This window comes from Micromonospora sp. NPDC049900 (assembly GCF_044461025.1).
Lineage (GTDB): Bacteria > Actinomycetota > Actinomycetes > Mycobacteriales > Micromonosporaceae > Micromonospora.
Window position 1 is genome coordinate 1 of record NZ_JBITKM010000017.1, and the last position, 19213, is coordinate 19213.

Genomic DNA, 19213 nt, shown 5'->3' on the forward strand with positions numbered 1-19213 from the left:
GGCCCACATCACGAATCGTGCGACCGGAGTCGAGCACCAACGCCGCAGCCTGACGCCGGAACTCCTCGGGGTACTTACTCTGTCGAGCCACAACGTTTCCTCCTCCTCGGCAGGATGCCAAGTCAGGAGGTGTCCGGCCTCAGGGGGTCACTTCACCGCGCGCCACCGGTGGTTCCCTGACGGGCCGCGACGGCGCTGCCGGACGGAGGCTCGGTGAGCACCCGACAGAAACGGTGCGGCAAATGTCGAGTGACCCCCATCGGTGCCGCCGCACGATGGGAGCATGGACGACACGACCCTGGTATCCCGCTTCCTCCGCGACGGTTTCGTCAAGCTGGAGGGCGCTGTCGCGCCGCGCGTGGCCGCGGACTGTGCGCGGCTGCTGTGGCGGGAGACCGGCTGCGATCCGGACGATCCGGCGACGTGGACGCAGCCCGTGCACTGGGTGGCCGGCATGGCGCAGGGGCCGTTCGCCGCCGCACCCAACTCTCCGTACCTCCATCACGCGTACGACCTGCTCGTCGGCGCGGGACGCTGGGAGCCGCGCTATTCGCTGGGCACGTTCCCGCTGCGCTTCCCGCACGAGGAGGAGCCGGAGGACGCCGGCTGGCACATCGAGGGGAGCTATCTGCCGGAGGGCGAGAGCTGGTACTTCACGAATCTGCGCTCCAAGGGCCGGGCGCTGCTGATGCTGTTCCTGTTCAGCGAGGTCGGTGCGGAGGACGCCCCGACCCGGATCCGGGTCGGCTCACACCTCGACGCGCCGAAGATCCTGGAGAAGTACGGGGAGGACGGAGCGAGCGGGCTGACCCTGGCACCCGACCTGGTGGCGGCGTCGGACCACCGGCCGCTCGCCCTCGCCACCGGATCCCCGGGCGACGTCTTCCTGTGCCATCCGTTCCTGGTGCACGCGGCGCAACCGCACCACGGGGTACGGCCGCGTTTCATGGCCCAGCCGCCGCTGATGCCGGCCGCGCCGTACGAACTGGAGCGGGTCGACGGCGCGTACTCGCCCGTGGAGATCGCGATCCGTCGGGGCCTCGGCCAGGACACCCCCGGCCCGGACGGAGACGGCACCGACCGCAGGGCCGGGTAGGTGGCCACCGCTCCCGCAGGCCAGCCCGACGGGCTAGCGCAGTGTCTTGCGCATCTGCTGCGTGACCACCCGATAGCCCGAACTCTGGTAGAGCCGCCGAGCCCGGTCGTTGTCCCCGAACACGTTCAGCTCCAGGGACGAGACGCCGTGTCGGCGGACGACGTCCTCGCCGGCCGCCAGCAGCTTGCGCCCGTTCACCGCACAGGCGACCTACCGGCAGGGGCCCTACCGGGAGCCGGTCATCGGTCTGCCGGCCATCGCCCGGATGTGGGAGGACGAGCGGACCGGTCCCGACGAGGTGTTCCACCTGACCAGTGAGATCGTCGCCGTGGAGGGTGACACGGCGGTGGCGCGGCTGGAGGTCCGCTACGGCGACCGGGTGCCGCAGGAGTACCGCGATCTGTGGATCATGCGTTTCGCCGAGGACGGTCGCTGCGTCTCATTCGAGGAGTGGCCCTTCTGGCCGACGCCGTCGACCACCGACCCCGCCGCCGAGAGCTGACCGGGGTCGCTCAGCGTCCGGTGATGCCGTCGACGAGTTCGCGCAGGATGTCGGCGTGCCCGGCGTGCCGGACGGTCTCGCTCGTCATGTGGGCCAGCACCCAGCGCAGGGTGCGAGGCTCGTCGTCCACCGGCTGGGCGGTGCGACTGTCGATGCCGTGGGCCGCATGGATGTGTGCGTCGCTCTCGGCGATCGCGCGGCGGTAGTCGTCGATGACCTGTGCCGCGCTGTGGTCCGGGCCGACCGTCATGTCGAAGTCGACGTCGGCGTGGCGGGTCTCCCCGGCCAGGGTGTACCCGAACCAGTACCGTTCCGCGTCAGTCAGGTGCCGGACCAGGCCCAGCAGCGTCGTGTCGGAGACGACCAGGCGGCGTCGTAGCTGTTCCTCGTCTAGGCCGTCGACCTTTTTGAGGACGCAGGACCGGGCGAAGGCGAGGAACGCCAGAGCCGTGTCCAGTTCGCCGCCGTCGTTGAGGGGGACACGTTCGCGTTGCGACTCCAGCATGGATCCGACCCTACGTCGTGGCGGCGGCCGGGGGGAGTCGGCGCAGCGCGCGCAGGGTCAGCACGGCGAAGGGCACGCCGACTGCCAGGACGGCGACGACCTGCTCGGTCCGGGGCCGTCGGCGGGCTAGGCCGGGCCGCTGCTGGCGTGGTACGCGTCCTTGGCGGCGACCACCGTCGCCTGAAGGTGCTCCGGGCCGACGCCATGGACGTTGAGCGGCGGGTGCAGACGCCGGACGAGTTCCGCCTCGATGGTCGTCGGCTCCGGGTCCTCGGCCCACGTCAACCGCAGGTGCGTGGTCATCCAGGCGGTCAGCCGTGCCTCGTCCTCCGGCACCAGGACGACCCGGTCGGTCCACGTCGTCCGGTATGCCTCCGACACCAGGAGCCCGGCGAGGGTACGGCGCAGCGTCGAGCTGCCCGATCGCCGCAGGTGGTTGCGCAGAATCCGGCCCCGCAGGCTGGTCGCCCGTCCCAGATACAGCATCCGCAGCGACGGGACGTGCTCGTTCGGCGGCCCGGGGAGATCAGGCAGAACCAGCGGGTCGGCCCACCAGGCGTAGACGCCGCCGCCCCGGCTGAGCCGCTTGGTGGCGACGTCGAGTTCGGCCGGTACGCCGGAGAGCAGCCGCAGGGCCGCGTCGATCCGGTCTTCGTCGGAGGGGAGGTCGTCGGGGCGTGCCTGGGGAACGGTCATCGAGACCATCCTAGGTGCCGCGCCGATCGTGCTCGGCCTGCCGGGCCTGGGAAGGGGGTGTCCGCCCGGGCCGTCATGGCCCGCAGCGTGACGGCGCCGGGCTCTGACGGTGGGCCGGAGGGGTTTCGCCGGACGTCGGGAACGGGTAGCGGTCATCCATGGATCGCAATCTGGCCAAGGCCCTCCAGGTCGCGTGGGAGATGCCGGAGTTCCGGGACGGGCTGCGGCACCTGGTCGATCTGGACGAGGTGACGCACCTGCTGGCGAGGTTGTCCGTGGCAGACCGGGACCACGAGGTGGAACGCAGTCTCTTGACGTTGCTGCGTACCGGCCTGGACACGACGGAGATCCGAGAAGCGGTGTTGTTGCTGCTGGAGCGGGACGAGGTACGCCGCCCCCTCGTCGCAGCGGTGCAACCGCTGGTCGAGCAGCCGGGCCAGGCGGCGGCCATCGCGTCTGCGGCCGAGGACCCCACGGTACGGCGCGAGGTGCGGGCGGCCCTGGACAACTCCCGGGTGCGTGTGCTGATCTGGCAGGCGGCCGACGATCAGATGAGTGACAACCGGTTCGGTCTGATCCGTCGGGCGGCGGTGCTGTTCGTCCGACATGCCAGCGTCCGGCGCCTGGCCTGGGCGCTACGCCGACACGGTGTACTGCGGGAACTACGGCGCGACCCGTGACCGGCACTGCCGTGGTCAGCCTCGTGCACCGATGGTGGCCGCTGCTGCAGCGGCCCACCGGTCGAGCCACCGTACGACCGCCGTCGGGTGCGGTAGCTCCAGGTCGCCGTCGGAGTGTGTCTGCGACGCCACTCAGGAGCTCGGACCGCTCACCTGCTCGAAGCGGAACTCGCGGATGAAACAGTCACGCGGCTGCGCCACGGCGAACAGGACGCAGTCGACGACCGACCGTGCGGTGAGGTCGCTGTCCGCCTGCCGGGGCCCGTCCTGAACGAAGTCCGGCGGGAACAGGGAGATCACTCGGATCCCTTCCGGTCGGAGCCGGTGCGACAGGATCTCGGCGAGTCCGGCATGGGCGTGCTTGGCCGCGTAGAACGCCGGATGCGCACCCGAGCGGTGGTGGCCCACCTCGCCGCACGCGGAGATCATGTTGACGACGTCCGGCCGCGTCGACGCGCGCAGCAGCGGCAACAGGTGCTTGGTCAACAGCGCGGTGCCGGTCCCGCCGGCAGCCATCACACTCTCGATCATGTCGTCCGCGACGTCTGCCAGGTCGTCACCGTGGATGTAGGGGGCACCGTTGTTGACGAGTACGTCGAGGTGGCTCGTCCGGTCGGCCAGGGCCGCCGCGAATCCCCGCACCGAGTCCGGCGCAGCGAGGTCGCAGGGAAAGGCATCGGCCCGGCCTGCTCCGCGCCGGTTGATCGCCTCCGCGACACGTTGTGCCGCTGCCAGGTCGCGGGCCGAGAGGAAGACCTGCGCACCGCGTGCGGCGAACGCCTCGGCGAGAAGTCGACCCGTGCCACGTGCGGCACCGGTGAGGGCGACGCGCAGACCGTCAAGATCCATGGCCGCCAGTGAAGCACCTCAACCCTGGTTGAGGTCAACGAAGCGGTGCCGTGTCCGCCTACGGCGCCGGTTCCAGGACGACGACCGGGATCTCGCGGGTGGTCTTGCGCTCGTAGTCGGCGAAGCCCGGGTAGGCGGCCTTCTGCGCGCTCCAGATCCGCTCCCGTTCGTCACCCTCGGCGACCCGGGCGACCAACCCGACCGTGTCGGTGCCGATCTCCGCCCGGACCTGCGGATGCGCGACCAGGTTGTGGTACCAGTCGGGATTGGTGGGTGCCCCGCCCTTGGACGCGAACACGGCGTAGCCGTCGTCCAGCTTCTGGTACATCATCGGGCTCACGCGCGTCTGGCCACTCTTGGCGCCGACGGTGTGCAACAGCAGCAGCGGCGCGCCCGCGAACTGGCCACCCACTTGCCCACCGTTGGCGCGAAACTCGGCGATGATCTTCTCGTTCCAGTCGCTCATGGATCCCCCTCGCCCCCGTGCATCGGCTCCGTGACCACGATTCTGACAGTCCCAGCGGTCGATGACACGGTGACGCGGGTGAGCGGCGATGGCCCGTCTTCCGTTTCGCATCCATCTTCGCCGATCACGCATGATGCCTCGACGGTCTGCGGCATGGGCGTGGTAGGTCCCGCGTGCTAGCGCGCCGGGGGCTCAGGTAGGCCACGGCGAGTAGTCCGCCGGTGAACAGGGTCAGCAACAGCGCGACGGTGCGTAACCAGTCGACGCGGAACTCGCCGTACGCCGCGACGCCGAGACAGACGCCGCCGAACCATTTGCCTTCGTTGATCCGGCACCAGAATAGGCCACGCGGCCTGCCCCCGGAGGGCGGTGGCGCGGAACGTGCCGCGGGCCTGCGCGTACGTGGCCGCCGGCGGCGAATGTGCATGGCGGCACGCGAGGGAGCGCGGCATGATCATTGCGTGGAGCGCCGTCGAACGATCGTCCTGGTCGATGACCTGCGTTCGTTCGTGGACGGGCGCGATGCCGAGGTGGCCCGGACGAGTGCTGCCGGAGTGGAGTTGATCGGTCGGTACCGGGACGGGCGCATCGACGAGTTGTGGCTGGACCACGACCTGGGTGGGGACGACACGATCTGGCCGGTCGTGGAGATCCTGGAACGGGCCGCGTTCGAGACGCGCCCCCTCGACATCGGCGTGGTCAATGTCCACTCCGCCAACCCGGCGGGCGTCGCGAAGATGGTGCAGGTTCTCCGGCACCGGGGCTACCGCGTGCAGGTCGCGTCAGGCTCCACGGACTTCGGCTATCTCGGCGGCCTGACGGCGAGCTGATCGGGACGAGTGCCCGCCCAGCGGTCAGACGTCGGCTTCGAGGGCGAAGGTGTTGCCGTCCGGGTCCTGGAACCACGCGATACGTCCACCGCCGGCCCGAGCGGTGATGCCCCTGGCGTCATGTTCGAGCCCGTCATACCGGATGAACTCGACGCCGGACGACCCGAGTTCGTCGACGATCCGGTCGATGTCGTCGACGTACCATGTTGCCAGGGTCGCCGGGCTCATTCCGGCCGTGACCGACTGGTAGACGTTCAGGGCCGCCATGCCGCCGGCACCATAGACGCGGCTGCCGTCGGCGATGGTGGCGCTCGGGCCCGACTGCAACGCCGGTAGGCCCAGTGTGCCTTCGTAGAACGCGACCGCCCGTTGGATGTCGGACACGGCGATCGACGCCCTGAGGTGATGCTCGCTCAACGGCATGAGTCACTGTCGCACACGCAGGCGGGTCTGCGGGGCTGACTGATCTCGTGCCGGAACCCACTCAGGCGTCCTGCCGGGCTGTCGTCGCCGTTCTGCCGCGAGCGAAGTCGCTTGTCCTGTTGCGGCGCGCTGCGGAGGATCGGTGGATGGATCTCCTCACCGCGGAACGGCGACTGCACGCCGCCCAGCGCGCCGCCGACGTCGAGTCTCTCGACGCGCTACTGCACCCGCAGGTCGTGGCCGCCGGACCGGACGGAACGGTCTTCACGAAGGACGACGACCTGGAGAGCTACCGCTCCGGTGCACTGCGCATCACCAGCCTGGTGGAGGAGTCGCTCGACGTCCAGGAAGACGGTCGGACCGGGGTGACTCGCATGGTCGCTGCGGTGGATGCCGTTCAGGGTGGTGCCGTGGTGTCCGCGCGGCTGCGCTACACCCGACTCTGGGTGCGGGAGGACGGCGACTGGCGGGTGTTGGCCGCCACCTTCGTGCCGGTCTAGTCAGCCTCAGCAGCCGTGTATCGGGGTTCTGGGGTCAGGTTGCCGTTCTGCCGGCTCCTCGGTGCTGCTGAGCGCGGCCAGCAGCCGCAGTCCGTCCTCGGTGGCGCTGCCCTCCTCGGCCGACAGCACGAGCAACTCCGTCCCGGAGTCGTCCGGCAGGTCAGAGTCGCGTGCTCGTCGGCCACGTCCGGCCACCAGAACCGATTCCGGAGCGGGACCGCATGCCGGAACCATCCACCGACGGCAGTGTTCCGTGATGCGGTCCCGAGACGCCGTGGAGGCGACAGAGGTCGGCGTACCGAGGTGGCGGCCCGATCGACCGGGGATCGTGACGACGTCGGTGGGGTGAGTTGGCCATGTCAGGATGGTGGGCGTGGCGCATCAGGCTGTCGACATCGCTGACAAGTTGTCCCACTTCTCCGAGCACTGGTCACCGAAGGTGGTGGCCCGGCTCAACGACTACGAGATCAAGGTCGTCAAGGTGCGTGGCGAGTTCGTCTGGCACACCCACGAGGACACCGACGAGCTGTTTCTCGTGGTGAGCGGGGAGCTGACCATCCAGTTGCGCGACGGCGACGTGGTCCTGCGTCCGGGGCAGTTGTTCGTGGTGCCTCGTGGCGTCGAGCACTGCCCGGTCGCCGACGGGGAGGTGCACGCGGTCCTGATCGAGCCGGCCGGTGTGGTGAACACCGGCGATGCCGGTGGTGCGCTGACTGCCCCCTACGACGACTCGTTGCTCTGACCGTCGAGTCCTTGGCGTGGTGTGGCTAGCATCCCGAAGGTGACTCAGGACAAGGGTGCCGACGGGCGCAGCAGGCTCGCCGGTTTCGACGGCGTGATGCTCCTCGCGACGATGCTCATCCTCGTCGGGTATCTGCTCCCGTGGTTCCGGCAGTCGCCACGGCACCTGTGGTGGTACTCCGGTTGGGAGTACGCCAGCCTCAGCACCGGTGGGGGGTGGACGCTCTGGACGTTCGCCTTCCTGCTGGTGGCGGTAGTGACCAGTTTCTGGGCCCGGACCGTCGTCGAGGCGGCGATGGCCGCGTTGGCTGCCGGGATCGGCACCCTGGTGATGGCCTGTGCGGTGGTGGCGGCCAGCTTCGGCAACATCGGGCGACGCGACAACCTGAACTCGGTCGCGGAACTGCCCTTCGGGCTGGGGCTGCCGCTGATGGCCGTCGGCCTGGGCCTGCTGATCGCCACCGCCTGCCGAGACGTCGCCCGCGCCTGAGGGCTGTTTCCTGGTCACCGCCGGTCGGAGAGGGCCGCGCCACGTTCGGCGGGGCAGCCGGGCGGCGTCAGCTCCGGAACGTGCGGCGGTAGGTGTCCGGTCCCGGCAGCGGCGCGACGGCCGTCGGGTCCGCTCGGGGGATACGTACCGTCGGCTGGCCGCCGCCGGTCAGGACCTCTACGCGGTCACCGCGCCGCTGGTGGTGGAGGCCGTGGACCGGATCCTCACCGGCCGGACCAGGGTGTCGGCGTCGCCGCGGCGGCGACCGTGTCCGGTGGGGAAGGCTAGTCGGGCCAGGTCACGCGGGGTGGGAGGGCGAGGAAGTCGGCGTAGCGGTGCAGGGCCTGCTCGACCTGTGTGCGCTGTGCCGGGTCGAGCGGGACCAGTGGTTTCACGGCCAGCGTGACCCTGGTCTTGGCCAGGGTGCGTTTCCAGGTGCCGACGACCCGGCCGCCGATCACGATGGTGGCCTGGAAGACGCCGTTGCCGCCGGGGATGATGGCCTGCTTGTGGGCGGGGTCGAGCATCAGCGTGCGGTCCTTGAAGCCGAGCAGGTACTCGTCGAAGCCGGGTAGGGCCAGCACGTCGGGGGTCGGTGTGCGGGGTGCGTCGAGTAGGGCGGGCGGCAGGACCGCTTCGGTGTCGTCGACCTGGACGGTGGTCAGGTCGTCCCCGGCGGCGGCGATGGCGCGTTTCGCGTCGGTGGCGGTCAGGCCGGTCCAGCCGGCGAAGTCCTGTCGGGTGGTGGGGCCGTGGCTGCGGAAGTAGCGCAGGGCCAGGGTGGCCAGGGCCTCGTCCCGGTCGGGTCGGTGCTGGCCGGGCGCCCACTCGTCGAGCAGTGCGAAGGTCTGCTCGGTGCCGAGATTGGGGGCGATGCAGGTGACGCCGCGCTGGCTGGCGTACCAGAGCAGGTGGTAGCCGCGCTGGCCGGCGGAGTCGATGCCGGCGGCGACCAGGGCGGCCACGCAGTCGGTGCGGGTCAGCCGACCGCCGTCGGCCAGGGTGGTGCCGAGCACGTCGGCGGCGCGGTCGGCGTCGGCCTCGGTCAGGCCGAGGAACTCGCGGCGTGCCGCTGCGCCGGCCAAAGCCCGTACGCCGGTCAGTTCCAGCATCCAGCGGGCGTCGCGGGCGGGGACGAGGTGGATGGTGCCGCGCATCGGCCAGGTTCGCAGGGCCTCCCGGCGTTCCAGTGCGGCGTGCACGTCGGTCTGGGTGGCGCCGGGTAACCGTACGCCCAGCGACCACAGGCCGCTGTTGATCTCCTGGGCCTGCATGGCGCCGAACCACTCGACGACCTCGGCCACGGTCTGCGGCGTGGCGGCGGGGGTGGCGCTGAGCAGGAGGCTGGTCATCCGCAGGGCGAGAGCGTCGGCGCCGGTCAGCGTCGTGCCGGTGAGTGCCACTTGCGCCGCCTTCCGTGGTCGGTCGAGGGCAGCTTAGGCCCGGGTACCGACAGTCGGGTGCTTTCCGGCGGGTCAGCGGCCCTGGCGGGGCTGGGGCACGCGGACCGCTGCCATGCCGGCGGCGACGGCGGCCTCGATGCCCAGGTCGGCGTCCTCGAAGACCAGGCAGGCGTGCGGCGGTACGCCGAGCAGCTCGGCGGCGCGCAGGAACGGCTCCGGGTCGGGTTTGGGGCGGGTGTAGTCACCGGCGCAGACCAGCACGTCGAACCGGTCGAGGATGCCGAGCGCGTCGAGGGAGGCGGTGACGGCTTCGCGGGTGCTGCCGGAGACCACGGCGAAGGGGATGCGTCCGTGCGCGTCCTCGATGTGGTGCAGCACCCCGGGGATGCCGGCGGCGGTGGGCAGCAGCCGCTGGTAGTGCTCCTCGCGGCGGGCGACCACGGTCTCCACCGGCATGTTCAGGCGTTGCTGCTCATTGAGGGCGTCGACGATGTCGAGCGTCGGTCGGCCGGCCCAGGCATAGAAGAGGTCCTCGGGGAAGGCGCACTCCCATTCGTCGAGCGCCTGCCGCCAGGCGGTGTAGTGCAGCGGCATCGAGTCGACGATGGTGCCGTCGCAGTCGAACAGGTACGCCTGGAAGTCGCCGGTGGGCAGGGGCAGCATCACCGGCCCAGGTTATCCGGCGCGGCCGGGTGCCCTCCGGGCGGCTCAGAGCCGTTGGTACATGACGAGCAGGTCGACGTGGCCCTGGGTGGGGTGGCGGAAGCCGTCGGGGATGCGGCCCACCACGTCGAAGCCGAGCGAGCGCCACAGCGCCACGGCGCGGGTGTTGGTGGCGACCACGGCGTTGAACTGCATCGCGTGGTAGCCGTCGGTGCGGGCCAGGTCCAGCACGTGGGTGCCGAGGGCACGGCCGATTCCGCGTCCGGCGGCGGCCGGGGCGACCATGAAGCTGGCGTTGGCCACGTGGTCGCCGGGGCCGAGCTGGTTGGGGGTCAGTTTCGCCGAGGCGAGCACGGTGCCGTCGTCGTCGACGGCGACGACGGTGCGTCCGGGTGGGGGGACCAGCCACATGTCGCGGGCGAGGGTCTCGTCGACGTCGCGGGGCCAGGTGTAGGTGTCCCCGGCGGAGACGATCTCGCGCAGGAAGGGCCAGATGCCGGGCCAGTCCCCGGCGGTCGCGGTCCGGATCTGCATGGTCGCGAGCATGCCAGCCGGGTTGCCGGGCCGATCGTCGGGGGCGGTGTCAGAGCGGGCGCGCGGTGGGACGACCGGAGGACGGGACCGGGTGTCCGTCGACCGGTGGACAGGGCGTGCGGCGGGGTCGGTCGAATCCGACGAATGTTTGTCGACGCAAGCAACGGGTAGTCGCGGGAGCTTACCGACGATCACGGCAGGAAGGACGTAGGCGATGGCGGCACAGGTCAAGGTGGCGGTGATCTACTACAGCGCGACCGGCATCACGTACCAGATGGCGCAGTCGGCCCGGGAGGCCGCCGAGGAGGCCGGTGCGGAGGTCCGGTTGCGCAAGGTGCGCGAGTTGGCCCCGGACGAGGCGATCCGGTCGAACTCGGGTTGGGAGGCGCACCGGCTGGAGACCCAGGACGTCGAGGAGGCGCAGCCGGACGACCTGAGCTGGGCCGACGTGGTGATCTTCGGCTCGCCGACCCGGTACGGTCTGATCGCCGCGCAGCTCAAGCAGTTCATCGACACCACCGGGCCGCTGTGGGCGCAGGGTGCGCTGGCCAACAAGGTGTACTCGGCGTTCACCTCGACAGCCACACATCACGGTGGGCAGGAGTCGACGTTGCTGTCGCTGTTCCACGTCTTCTACCACTGGGGCGGGATCGTGGTCGCGCCCGGCTACACCGAGCCGAGCCAGTTCGTCTCCGGCAACCCGTACGGTGCGTCGCACACGAGCAACAACGGTGAGACCGCGCCGGACCACGTGGCGCTGGAGGCCACGGCGTTGACGGCCAAGCGGGCGGTGCGCATCGGTGCGGCGCTCAAGCAGGGCCTGGCCGGCTGACTCAGGGACCGGCGGTCCGGGCGGGGGCTCTCATACCCGCCCGGACCGTCGGCCGTGAACAGCGCTACCCCGGATCGGGCCGGCTATGCCTGCCCGGTGGTGGACAACTCGCCGGCCGGTGCCGGCAGCAGCTCGGTGAGCAGGTCGGCCAGCACCGCGACGCCGTCCGGGCTGAGCACCGATTCGGGATGGAACTGCACCCCGGCGAAGCCCCGGCCGCGTAGCGCGTGCACCGTGCCGTCGACCTCGTCGCGGGCCACCTCGACCGGGCCGTACCCGCTGTCCAGGTGGTCGGTGTCGGCGTGGGCGGTGAAGGCGGCGTAGAAGCCGACCCGGCGGGGCGTGCCGTAGAGACCGACGGTGCGTTGCAGCCCCTGGTAGGGGGCGTCACGGCGGGTGACGGGCAGCCCGAGCAGGCCGGCGAGGAGTTGGTGGCCGAGGCAGACCGCCAGGGTGGGGTGCCCGGCGTCGAGCAGCTCGGTGAGCAGGTCACGCAGCCGCCGCATCTTCGCGGTGTCGCCGGTGGGGTCGCCGGGGCCGGGGCCGACGACGACGAGGTCGTCGGTGCGGACCGGGCCGGTGGCGTGCCACGGTCGGACGGTCACCGCCAGGCCGAGGGCACCGAGTTGGTGGGCGAGCATGCCGGTGAAGGTGTCCTCGCCGTCGACGATGAGGGCCCGTCGGCCGGCCAGGGCGGGCAGGGCCAGGGCGCCGGTCGGCCGCTGGTCGAGCCAGAACCGGGCCAGCGGGGCGTTGCGGGCGGCCAGCGCGGCGCGTACCTCGGGGTCGTCGGCCAGACGCCGGGGCGGCTGAGGTCCGGTCTGTGGTGCCTGCGGTCCCAGGCCGAGGGCGGCCAGCACCCCGGCGGCCTTGGCGTGGGTCTCGGCGACCTCGGCGGCGGGCGTGGAGTGCCGCACCAGGGTCGCCCCGACCGGCACCCGCAGCTCACCGGTGGGGGAGAGTTCGGCGGTACGGATCAGGATCGGCGCGTCGAGGGTCTGCCGGCCGTCGTCGTCGTGGCCGAGCAGCGCCAGCACCCCGGCGTAGTAGCGGCGGCCGGTGCGTTCGTGTCGGGCGATGACCCGGCAGGCGTTCTCCATCGGGCTGCCGGTCACCGTGGGGGCGAACATCGTCTCCCGCAGCACCTCGCGTACGTCTCGGCTGCCGTGCCCGGCCAGGAGGTACTCGGTGTGCGCCAGGTGCGACATCTCCTTGAGGTACGGCCCGACCACCTGACCGCCGCGGTCGGCCACCGTGGCCATCATCTTCAGCTCCTCGTCGAGGACCATGTACAGCTCCTCGGTCTCCTTGGTGTCGGCGAGGAAGCGCAGCAGGGCGGTCCGGTCGGCGGTGGTGCCGGTGTGTCGGAAGGTGCCGCTGATCGGGTTCATCATGACCAGCCCGTCGTCGACGCTGACGTGCCGTTCCGGGCTGGCGCCGACCAGCGTGCGGGTGCCGGTGTGCACCACGAACGTCCAGTACGCCCCGCGTTCGCGGTGCAGCAGCGACCGGAGGGCGGCCAGCGCGGCGGCAAGCGGCGCGCCCTGGACCCGGGCGTGCAGCGTGCGGTGGATGACGAAGTTGGCGCCCTCGCCGCGTCCGATCTCCTCGGCCAGCACGCGGGCGACGACGGCGGCGTATGCGTCGTCGGGGACGTCGAAGGCGGCGTCGGTGGCGCGTACCGGGCCCTCGGGTAAGGCGTCGAGGACGTCGGTCAGCGGCACCCGGACGTGCCGCCCGATCCGCAGGAACTCCAGCGGTACGCCGTCGTCCACGCAGGCGAAACCGCGTTCGGTGACCTGCCGGAACGGCACCAGCGCCAGCGTGGCCGGGCCGGGCACGTCGGTGGGCAGCGGCAGGTCGGCCAGTCGCGCGGCGGTGTCCACCGTGCCGGTGAACAGGTCGAGGTGGGTGGCGTCGTCGCGGCGTACCAGGGCGAACGGGCCCGGGTCGGTGCCGTCGGCGAGCGCGGTGAGCAGGTCGGTCAGTGCTGTCATCGGTCTCTCCTGGGGGCCGGGAGCCGCCGTTGCGGCGGCCCACGGGCCGGAAAACCGTGACCGGCGGCCGCCTCGTCGGGCGGCCGCGTGGGTGACGCTACGCGTGCAGGAGGGCCGCCGGGTCGGCGGGCCACCAGCAGGACAGGCGCGTAGGCATGGGCACACCCTACGCGCGGTGCGGGCGGTGGGGAAGCCGTTCGGCGGACCCGCGCGGGCGGTGACGCCCGGGTGCCGACGCCAACGGGTACGTTGACCGCGATGAACATTCTCGCGCTGGATCTGGGCACCTCCTCGGTGCGGGGGCTCGTGATGGACGCCGACATCCGTCCCCTGCCGGGGGCGTTGGCGCGACGCAAGACCGTGCTCACCGTCGATGGCGACGGCGCCGGCACCCTGGACCCTCGGCAGTACCTGGCCTGCCTGGTCGAGTGCCTCGACGAGCTGCACGAACACGGTCACCTGCGCGAGGTGGACCTGATCGCGGTCAGTGCCCAGTGGCACTCGGTGCTGCCGCTGGGCGTCGACGACGCACCACTGGGCCCGGTGCTGACCTGGCTGGACACCCGCCCCGAGCCGTCGTCGGCGTTGGCCGGGCCGGTCGACCCGGTCGACTACCACCAGCGCACCGGCACCTGGTGGCACCGCTGCTACTGGTCGGTGCGCCTGCCGTGGCTGCGCGAGCACGCCGGTGTCCGGGTGGGCCGCTTCACCGGCCTGGTCGAGTACGCGCTGGGACACCTGCTCACCGACGCGCCGATGTCGATGTCCCAGGCCTCCGGCACCGGCCTGCTCGACCTGAGCTCGCTGGACTGGGATCCCGAGGCGTGCGCGCTGGCCGGCGCCCGGGGCGAGGACCTGCCCGACCTGGCCGGCCGGGACTGGCGGGGTCGGCTGCGCGGCGAGTACGCCCGCCGTTGGCCGGACCTGGCGCAGGCGTCCTGGACGGCCCCGGTCGGCGACGGTGCCGCGTCCAACGTCGGCTCCGGCTGCATCGACGACAGTCGGGCGGCGGTGACCGTCGGCACCTCCTCGGCGGTACGACTGTTGCAGCGGATGCCGGCGCACGCTCCGCAGTCGCCGCTGCCGCAGCGACTGTGGCGCTACCGTGTCGACCACGACCACGTGGTCACCGGGGCGGCGTACTCCTCGGGCGGGAATCTGTTCGCCTGGGCGGACCGGGTGCTGCGGCTGCCCACCGGCCCGGCGCTGGAGCGGGCCCTGGCGTCGTTGCCGCCCGGCGAGGGCGTACCGGTCAACGTCGGTTTCGGCGGCGATCGTCCCCCCGGCGACCGGAGTGCCGGCTCCGGTGAGCTGCGCGGACTCGGTTTCGGCACCACCTCGGTGCAGGTCCTGGCCGGGCTGATGCACGGTGTGTGCGAGCAGGTCGTGGATGACCTGGTGCGGCTGGAGTCGATGGTCGGACGGCCCACCGACGTGGTCCTCGGCGGCGGCGCGATGGCCGCCTCGCCCTGGTGGCGCCGCACCTTCGCCCAGGTGCTCACGCCCCGTCGGGTCGACTTCGGACGTCATCCGGAGATCGGGGCCACCGGCGCGGCGCTCGTGGCGACCGGCCGGATCACCGATGCCGTGGTGGTGGCCGACATCAGCCGGACGGATGATCAAGCTCCGGCGACCCCGGCATAGGGTGGCGACCGGCGGTCTCGTCCTGAACCCTTCGTCAGGGCAGGGCGTTGACACTGCTCGGGGGCCTGGTTGGATGGACCGCGCTCCCCGAGGTCGCGGCGGGCGCGTGGGGAGGAGGACCCTGTGGGTGCAGCACATCAGACACCCGAGGTGTCAGCGCATCGCCGACGGCGGTTCGACGTCCGGGTGGTGCCCCACCGGCGGCGGTCCGCGTTCCGGTTGCGGGACTGGCGGATGCGGACCAAGCTCGCCGCCGTGCTGGTCATCCCGTCGGTGGCGTTCCTGGTCATGGCCGGAGTGCAGGCCCAGAGCCTGGTCGGGCGGGCGAGCACCCTCAGTGACTTCGCCGCGCAGGTCAGAGTCGGTGAGGAGATCACCTACCTGGTGCACATGTTGCAGCAGGAACGCGACCGTACCGCCGGGGAACTGCCCGTGCTGCGGGCCAGCGCGGACGAGGCCGGCCGCGCGGCGATGCTGGGGTCGTTGCAGCAGTACCGGGAGGCCACCGACGACGCGGCGCGGGCGCTGCGGGAGGTGGCCGAGCCGGTGGCCGAGGCCGACCCGGCGTGGCGGGACGTCTACTCGGTGGCGTCGCAGGCGGTGCAGCAGGTCGAGTACATCCGCGGTGTGATGGCGACCGTGGTGCTCAGCGACGACACCATCCTCGGTAACTACCACCGGGCCATCGAGGGGCTGCTGAACCTGCTCGCCCAGCCGGCGCCGGGTAACGACCGCCCGGAGCTGGCCGACGCGGTGCTGCGGTACGTGCAGTTCGCCCGGGCCAAGGACTTGTCGGCGCGGGTCCGCGCGGAGGTGTACGCCGCCGCGCGGGACAGCGGCTACAGCGCCGACGGCGGGGCACGGCTGGCCGAACTGCGGGCCCGCCAACTGACCGCGCTGGGCGTGTTCCGGATCGCCGCCACCAACGGGCAGGTGGCCCGGTACGACGAGATGAGTGTGACCCCGGTCTTCGCCGCCACCGCTGAGCTGGAGGATCGGGCGATCGCCCAGATCGCGGCCGGTCGGTTGGTGCTGACCGGCGGCCAGTGGTGGGAGGCCGGCGACAACCGTCACGAGCTGCTGCGCCAGTACGAGGCCGAGGTGCTGGCCGAGGCGGTGCAGCAGGCGGAGGCGGCCAGCAGCTCCCAACTGCGTCAGACGCTGCTGCTGATCGGTGCGATCATCACGGTGTTGCTGGTGGCAGTGCTGATCTCGGTGCTGGTCGGCCGGTCGTTGGCCCGGTCGATCCGGCTGCTGCGCTCGCAGGCGTTGCGCATCGCCCAACTCGAACTGCCGGAGGCGCTGGCCCGGCTGCGGTCGGTCTCCGGCGGCGTACCGCCCATCGAGGTGTCCCCGGCGGTGGTCCGTTCGCTCGACGAGATCGGTGAGCTGGCCGAGGCGTTCGTCGCCGTGCACCGCAGCGCCGTCGGGGTGGCGGTCGAGCAGGCGAACATGCGGCGCAACGTCAACGCCATGTTCGTCAACCTCGCCCGACGTAGTCAGGTGCTGGTCGAGCGGCAGTTGGAGCTGCTCGACGACCTGGAGCGGGAGGAGGGCGACCCGGAACAGTTGGAGAACCTGTTCAAGCTGGACCACCTGGCCGCCCGGATGCGGCGTAACGACGAGAGCCTGCTGGTGCTGGCCGGCACCGAGTCGACGCGGCGGTGGAACCGGCCGATCGGGCTGGGCGCGGTGCTGCTGGCGGCCAGCGCCGAGATCGAGCAGTACCAGCGGGTCCGGCACGAGGCCGTGGCCGACCTGCACGTGGTCGGGCACGCCGTCGGTGAGCTGGTCCACCTGCTGGCCGAGTTGCTGGAGAACGCCACCGCCTTCTCCCGCCCCGACACGGTGGTGCAGGTGATGGCGCGGGCCGAGGGCCCCGGCGCGGTCGTCGAGATCGCCGACCAGGGCATCGGTATGAGCGAGACGGCGTTGGCCGAGGCGAACGCCGTGCTGGCCACCCCGCCGGCCGCCGACGTGGCGACCGTGGAGCGGATGGGTCTGTTCGTGGTCAGCCACCTGGCGGCCCGGCACGGCGTCGAGGTGCGGCTGCACGGCGGCGTCGGGGGCCTGGTGGCCCGGATCAAGCTGCCCGGCGCGCTGCTGGCGGCGCCGAGCGTCGAGCCGGCGCCGGCGCCGCGGATCCCGGCCGGCATGACCGCCCGTCCCGGCCCGGTGGAACTGCCGGTCGCGGGCCGTCGACCGACCACCGTGCCGCGACAGACCCATCCGGTACGCGCCGAGGACGTGCTCGCCCCGGCGGCGGCCGTTCCGGTCGGTGGTGGAGGCTGGTGGTCCCGGGAGGGACCGTCCGGGGCCGTACCGACGACGGGTGTCGGGCAGCCGGCACCGCCGACGGTCCCGGTGACCGCCGGCACCAACGCCCGTGGCCTGCCGATGCGGGTCCCGATGGCGCAATTGAGTTCGGTGACCCAGCCGGCCCGCCCGGAGCAGCAGCGGCCGGTTCGGCACGACCCCGACCCGGAGGCGGTCGGCGGAATGTTGTCGAAGTTGTACAGCGGTGTGCGGCGGGCCGAGGCCGAGGAGACCATGCAGTTTCCCGTGCCACCGTCGGGTTTCTGGAATGAAGGGGGACAAAGGTGACCACCTTGTCGCAGCAGGCTCGGGATCTGAGCTGGCTGGTCAGCGCATTCGCGGAGCGGGTGCCGGGAGTGGCCCACGCGATCGTGGTGTCCTCCGACGGGTTGCTGGTGGCGATATCGGACAACCTGCCCCGAGACCACGCCGACAAGCTCTCCGCCGTTACCTCGGGTCTGATGAGCATCACCGCCGGTGCCGCGCAGATGTTCGACGGTGACGTGGTCAAGCAGACCGTCGTCGAGATGGGGCGGGGCTACTTCCTGGTGATGCAGGTCCGCGACGGGTCGATCCTGGCCACCCTGGCCGCAGCGGACGCCGACATCGGCGTGGTGGGCTACGAGATGGCCCGGCTGGCCAAGCAGGCCGGGGAGATGCTGACCCCGGCGCTGCGCGCCGAGTTGCAGCAGGCCCTGCCCCGCTGACCCGGTCCGGCCGGAGGACCTGACCTCCCGGATGCGGTGCCCTCGGCCTACCGCAGGCCGAGGGCACCGGGGGTGCCGCGTCGGGAGGCGAACCACCAGGCGACGGTGGCGGCGACGGCGATGACCCCGCTGAACACGAACGGTGCCTCGATGCCGGCGCTGGCGGCCAGCGCGCCGCCGGCCAGCGCGCCCAGCGCGGTGCAACTGTAGGTGACCATGCGGGAGGCGGCGATCACCCGGCCGAGTAGGCCACCGGGCACGAGCCGTTGCCGGACGGACAGGGCGGCCACGTTGACACGGCGAACGCCGCGCTGGTGGTGACCACCACGACCACGGCGGCGGCGCGGTGCGGGGTGACGGCCAGCAGCACGGGGACGCCGGCGGTGACGACCATCGACCAGGTGAGCACGTGGCGGTGGCGGAACCGGGCCACCAGCCGGTCGGCGGCGAACGAGCCGATCAGGCCCCCTGCGGCACCGGTTGCCAGCAGCAGGCCGAAGCCGAACGCGCCGAGGCCGAGGGCGTCGCGGGCGTAGAGCACGAAGATCGCGAACCAGGCGGTGTCGGCGGCGGCCACCGCGGCGGTGACCAGCACCAGGGTACGCAGCATCGGCTGGCGGATCAGCCACCGCAGGCCGGCCAGGATGCCGTCGCCCTCGGCGGTCGGCGTCTCGTCGGTGGGCGTGCCGGTGCTCCGGTGGGCCAGGGTCAGCGGCAGGGAGAGCACGAGCATCACGGCCAGGGCGAGGGTGGCGCCGTTGACGGCGAAGGGGATGGCCGCGCCGACGACGAACAACATCGCGCCCACCGGGGGACCGACGAACTCGTTGCCGACGATCTCCCCGGCGACGAGGCGTCCGTTGGCCTTCTCCAGATCGGCGTCGGCGACCAATCGGGGGACGGCGGCCTGGGCGGCGGTGTCGCGGAGGGTCTCGCCGATGCCGAGCAGGAACGCGGTGACGACGACCAGGGCGATGGTGGCCCAGCCCAGGGCCACTGCGGTGGCGAGGGTGGCCAGCACGACGACCCGGGCGGTGTCGGCGGCGGCGAGCAGGGTGCGGGCGCTGCGGCGGTCGGCGAGGGCACCGGCGAGCAGCCCGGAGACGAGCCAGGGCAGGAACTGGGCGGCGGCGACGGCGGCGACGGCCAGCGGATCGTCGGTGAGTGCCGCGGCGAGCAGCGGGAACGCGGCGACGCGGATGCCGTCACCCAGGTTGGCCAGGGCGGCGGCGCTCCAGAATGTCCAGAACGGCCGCCCCAACGGGGCGCGATCGACCATGCGGCCGACCCTAGTGCAGGGCCGGGGCGGGCGCGGACCCGCGTCGCTGCCGGAACGGTG

At 71.9% G+C, this 19213-nt stretch carries 24 protein-coding genes and 1 pseudogene; 12 read left to right on the plus strand and 13 right to left on the minus strand.

Features of this window, described 5'->3' with window-relative positions; all coding sequences use genetic code 11:
• Positions 1–283: 283 nt before the first annotated feature.
• On the plus strand, positions 284–1096 hold the full coding sequence (locus tag ACIBMZ_RS26265; RefSeq protein WP_396698226.1) for a phytanoyl-CoA dioxygenase family protein: 813 nt from the start codon (positions 284–286) through the stop codon (positions 1094–1096).
• Positions 1097–1129: 33 nt separating this feature from the next.
• Here ACIBMZ_RS26265 and ACIBMZ_RS26270 read toward each other — a convergent pair whose 3' ends face one another.
• Positions 1130–1294 carry a GNAT family N-acetyltransferase gene (locus tag ACIBMZ_RS26270; RefSeq protein WP_396698228.1) on the minus strand — a complete coding sequence of 55 codons (165 nt, stop codon included), beginning with the start codon at positions 1292–1294 and terminating at the stop codon, positions 1130–1132.
• On the opposite strand from ACIBMZ_RS26270, the gene ACIBMZ_RS26275 reads away from it, so the two are divergent.
• Positions 1281–1598 (plus strand): nuclear transport factor 2 family protein, encoded by a 318-nt coding sequence (locus ACIBMZ_RS26275; protein ID WP_396698230.1) that lies wholly within the window; start codon positions 1281–1283, stop codon positions 1596–1598. The genes ACIBMZ_RS26270 and ACIBMZ_RS26275 overlap by 14 nt on opposite strands.
• Before the next feature lie 10 nt (positions 1599–1608).
• On the opposite strand, the gene ACIBMZ_RS26280 is transcribed toward ACIBMZ_RS26275, so the two are convergent.
• Complete coding sequence (locus ACIBMZ_RS26280) at positions 1609–2103, minus strand: DinB family protein (protein WP_396698232.1); 495 nt, start codon at positions 2101–2103, stop codon at positions 1609–1611.
• On the opposite strand from ACIBMZ_RS26280, the gene ACIBMZ_RS26285 reads away from it, so the two are divergent.
• Positions 2102–2233: a hypothetical protein gene (locus ACIBMZ_RS26285; RefSeq protein WP_396698234.1), complete on the plus strand. Its 132-nt coding sequence runs from the start codon at positions 2102–2104 to the stop codon at positions 2231–2233. The two genes, ACIBMZ_RS26280 and ACIBMZ_RS26285, sit on opposite strands and share 2 nt — an antisense overlap.
• Here ACIBMZ_RS26285 and ACIBMZ_RS26290 read toward each other — a convergent pair.
• Positions 2230–2799 (minus strand): GIY-YIG nuclease family protein, encoded by a 570-nt coding sequence (locus ACIBMZ_RS26290; RefSeq protein ID WP_396698236.1) that lies wholly within the window; start codon positions 2797–2799, stop codon positions 2230–2232. The genes ACIBMZ_RS26285 and ACIBMZ_RS26290 overlap by 4 nt on opposite strands.
• A gap of 158 nt (positions 2800–2957) precedes the next feature.
• On the opposite strand from ACIBMZ_RS26290, the gene ACIBMZ_RS26295 reads away from it, so the two are divergent.
• Positions 2958–3479: a hypothetical protein gene (locus ACIBMZ_RS26295; RefSeq protein WP_396698238.1), complete on the plus strand. Its 522-nt coding sequence runs from the start codon at positions 2958–2960 to the stop codon at positions 3477–3479.
• Between the two features lie 132 nt (positions 3480–3611).
• Here ACIBMZ_RS26295 and ACIBMZ_RS26300 read toward each other — a convergent pair whose 3' ends face one another.
• The 3 genes from ACIBMZ_RS26300 to ACIBMZ_RS26310 form a co-directional block, all read right to left on the minus strand.
• Entirely contained in the window at positions 3612–4328 is a 717-nt protein-coding gene (locus tag ACIBMZ_RS26300; RefSeq protein ID WP_396698240.1) for an SDR family NAD(P)-dependent oxidoreductase, read from the minus strand.
• 58 nt (positions 4329–4386) lie between these two features.
• Positions 4387–4794 (minus strand): nitroreductase family deazaflavin-dependent oxidoreductase, encoded by a 408-nt coding sequence (locus ACIBMZ_RS26305; protein ID WP_396698242.1) that lies wholly within the window; start codon positions 4792–4794, stop codon positions 4387–4389.
• 124 nt (positions 4795–4918) lie between these two features.
• Positions 4919–5221, minus strand: a complete 303-nt coding sequence (locus tag ACIBMZ_RS26310) for a PspC domain-containing protein (protein WP_396698244.1) — start codon at positions 5219–5221, stop codon at positions 4919–4921.
• A 34-nt stretch (positions 5222–5255) separates the two neighbouring features.
• On the opposite strand from ACIBMZ_RS26310, the gene ACIBMZ_RS26315 reads away from it, so the two are divergent.
• Positions 5256–5624, plus strand: coding sequence for a cyclic-phosphate processing receiver domain-containing protein (locus tag ACIBMZ_RS26315; protein WP_396698247.1), 369 nt, complete (start codon positions 5256–5258; stop codon positions 5622–5624).
• Positions 5625–5648: 24 nt separating this feature from the next.
• Here the strand turns inward: ACIBMZ_RS26315 and ACIBMZ_RS26320 are convergent, their stop codons facing one another.
• Positions 5649–6047: a VOC family protein gene (locus ACIBMZ_RS26320; protein ID WP_396698249.1), complete on the minus strand. Its 399-nt coding sequence runs from the start codon at positions 6045–6047 to the stop codon at positions 5649–5651.
• Positions 6048–6193: 146 nt separating this feature from the next.
• On the opposite strand from ACIBMZ_RS26320, the gene ACIBMZ_RS26325 reads away from it, so the two are divergent.
• On the plus strand, positions 6194–6547 hold the full coding sequence (locus tag ACIBMZ_RS26325) for a nuclear transport factor 2 family protein (RefSeq protein WP_396698251.1): 354 nt from the start codon (positions 6194–6196) through the stop codon (positions 6545–6547).
• A 6-nt stretch (positions 6548–6553) separates the two neighbouring features.
• Here ACIBMZ_RS26325 and ACIBMZ_RS26330 read toward each other — a convergent pair whose 3' ends face one another.
• On the minus strand, positions 6554–6676 hold the full coding sequence (locus ACIBMZ_RS26330; protein WP_396698403.1) for a hypothetical protein: 123 nt from the start codon (positions 6674–6676) through the stop codon (positions 6554–6556).
• A gap of 244 nt (positions 6677–6920) precedes the next feature.
• On the opposite strand from ACIBMZ_RS26330, the gene ACIBMZ_RS26335 reads away from it, so the two are divergent.
• On the plus strand, positions 6921–7289 hold the full coding sequence (locus ACIBMZ_RS26335; RefSeq protein WP_396698253.1) for a cupin domain-containing protein: 369 nt from the start codon (positions 6921–6923) through the stop codon (positions 7287–7289).
• Between the two features lie 39 nt (positions 7290–7328).
• A complete protein-coding gene (locus ACIBMZ_RS26340; RefSeq protein ID WP_396698255.1) occupies positions 7329–7778 on the plus strand; it encodes a hypothetical protein in 450 nt (149 codons plus the stop codon).
• Positions 7779–8062: 284 nt separating this feature from the next.
• Here the strand turns inward: ACIBMZ_RS26340 and ACIBMZ_RS26345 are convergent, their stop codons facing one another.
• The 3 genes from ACIBMZ_RS26345 to ACIBMZ_RS26355 all read right to left on the minus strand — a co-directional run bounded on the left by ACIBMZ_RS26345 (position 8063) and on the right by ACIBMZ_RS26355 (position 10378).
• The gene (locus tag ACIBMZ_RS26345; RefSeq protein ID WP_396698385.1) at positions 8063–9130 is read right to left on the minus strand and encodes a winged helix DNA-binding domain-containing protein; all 1068 of its coding nucleotides are present in this window, start codon (positions 9128–9130) and stop codon (positions 8063–8065) included.
• A 123-nt stretch (positions 9131–9253) separates the two neighbouring features.
• Positions 9254–9844, minus strand: coding sequence for an HAD family hydrolase (locus ACIBMZ_RS26350; protein WP_396698387.1), 591 nt, complete (start codon positions 9842–9844; stop codon positions 9254–9256).
• 45 nt (positions 9845–9889) lie between these two features.
• The gene (locus tag ACIBMZ_RS26355) at positions 9890–10378 is read right to left on the minus strand and encodes a GNAT family N-acetyltransferase (RefSeq protein ID WP_396698257.1); all 489 of its coding nucleotides are present in this window, start codon (positions 10376–10378) and stop codon (positions 9890–9892) included.
• A gap of 214 nt (positions 10379–10592) precedes the next feature.
• Between ACIBMZ_RS26355 and wrbA the strand changes: the two genes are divergently transcribed.
• Entirely contained in the window at positions 10593–11210 is a 618-nt protein-coding gene (gene wrbA / locus ACIBMZ_RS26360) for an NAD(P)H:quinone oxidoreductase (RefSeq protein ID WP_396698259.1), read from the plus strand.
• Between the two features lie 83 nt (positions 11211–11293).
• Here wrbA and ACIBMZ_RS26365 read toward each other — a convergent pair whose 3' ends face one another.
• Positions 11294–13207: an anthranilate synthase family protein gene (locus ACIBMZ_RS26365; RefSeq protein WP_396698261.1), complete on the minus strand. Its 1914-nt coding sequence runs from the start codon at positions 13205–13207 to the stop codon at positions 11294–11296.
• A 258-nt stretch (positions 13208–13465) separates the two neighbouring features.
• Here ACIBMZ_RS26365 and ACIBMZ_RS26370 point away from each other — a divergent pair, with 258 nt between their 5' ends.
• The 3 genes from ACIBMZ_RS26370 to ACIBMZ_RS26380 all read left to right on the plus strand — a co-directional run bounded on the left by ACIBMZ_RS26370 (position 13466) and on the right by ACIBMZ_RS26380 (position 17874).
• Entirely contained in the window at positions 13466–14851 is a 1386-nt protein-coding gene (locus ACIBMZ_RS26370) for an FGGY family carbohydrate kinase (protein WP_396698263.1), read from the plus strand.
• 150 nt (positions 14852–15001) lie between these two features.
• Positions 15002–17455: a nitrate- and nitrite sensing domain-containing protein gene (locus ACIBMZ_RS26375; protein ID WP_396698265.1), complete on the plus strand. Its 2454-nt coding sequence runs from the start codon at positions 15002–15004 to the stop codon at positions 17453–17455.
• A 5-nt stretch (positions 17456–17460) separates the two neighbouring features.
• Entirely contained in the window at positions 17461–17874 is a 414-nt protein-coding gene (locus ACIBMZ_RS26380) for a roadblock/LC7 domain-containing protein (RefSeq protein WP_396698267.1), read from the plus strand.
• Positions 17875–17921: 47 nt separating this feature from the next.
• Here ACIBMZ_RS26380 and ACIBMZ_RS26385 read toward each other — a convergent pair.
• A pseudogene (locus ACIBMZ_RS26385) lies at positions 17922–19153 on the minus strand (MFS transporter).
• Between the last annotated feature and the right edge of the window lie 60 nt (positions 19154–19213).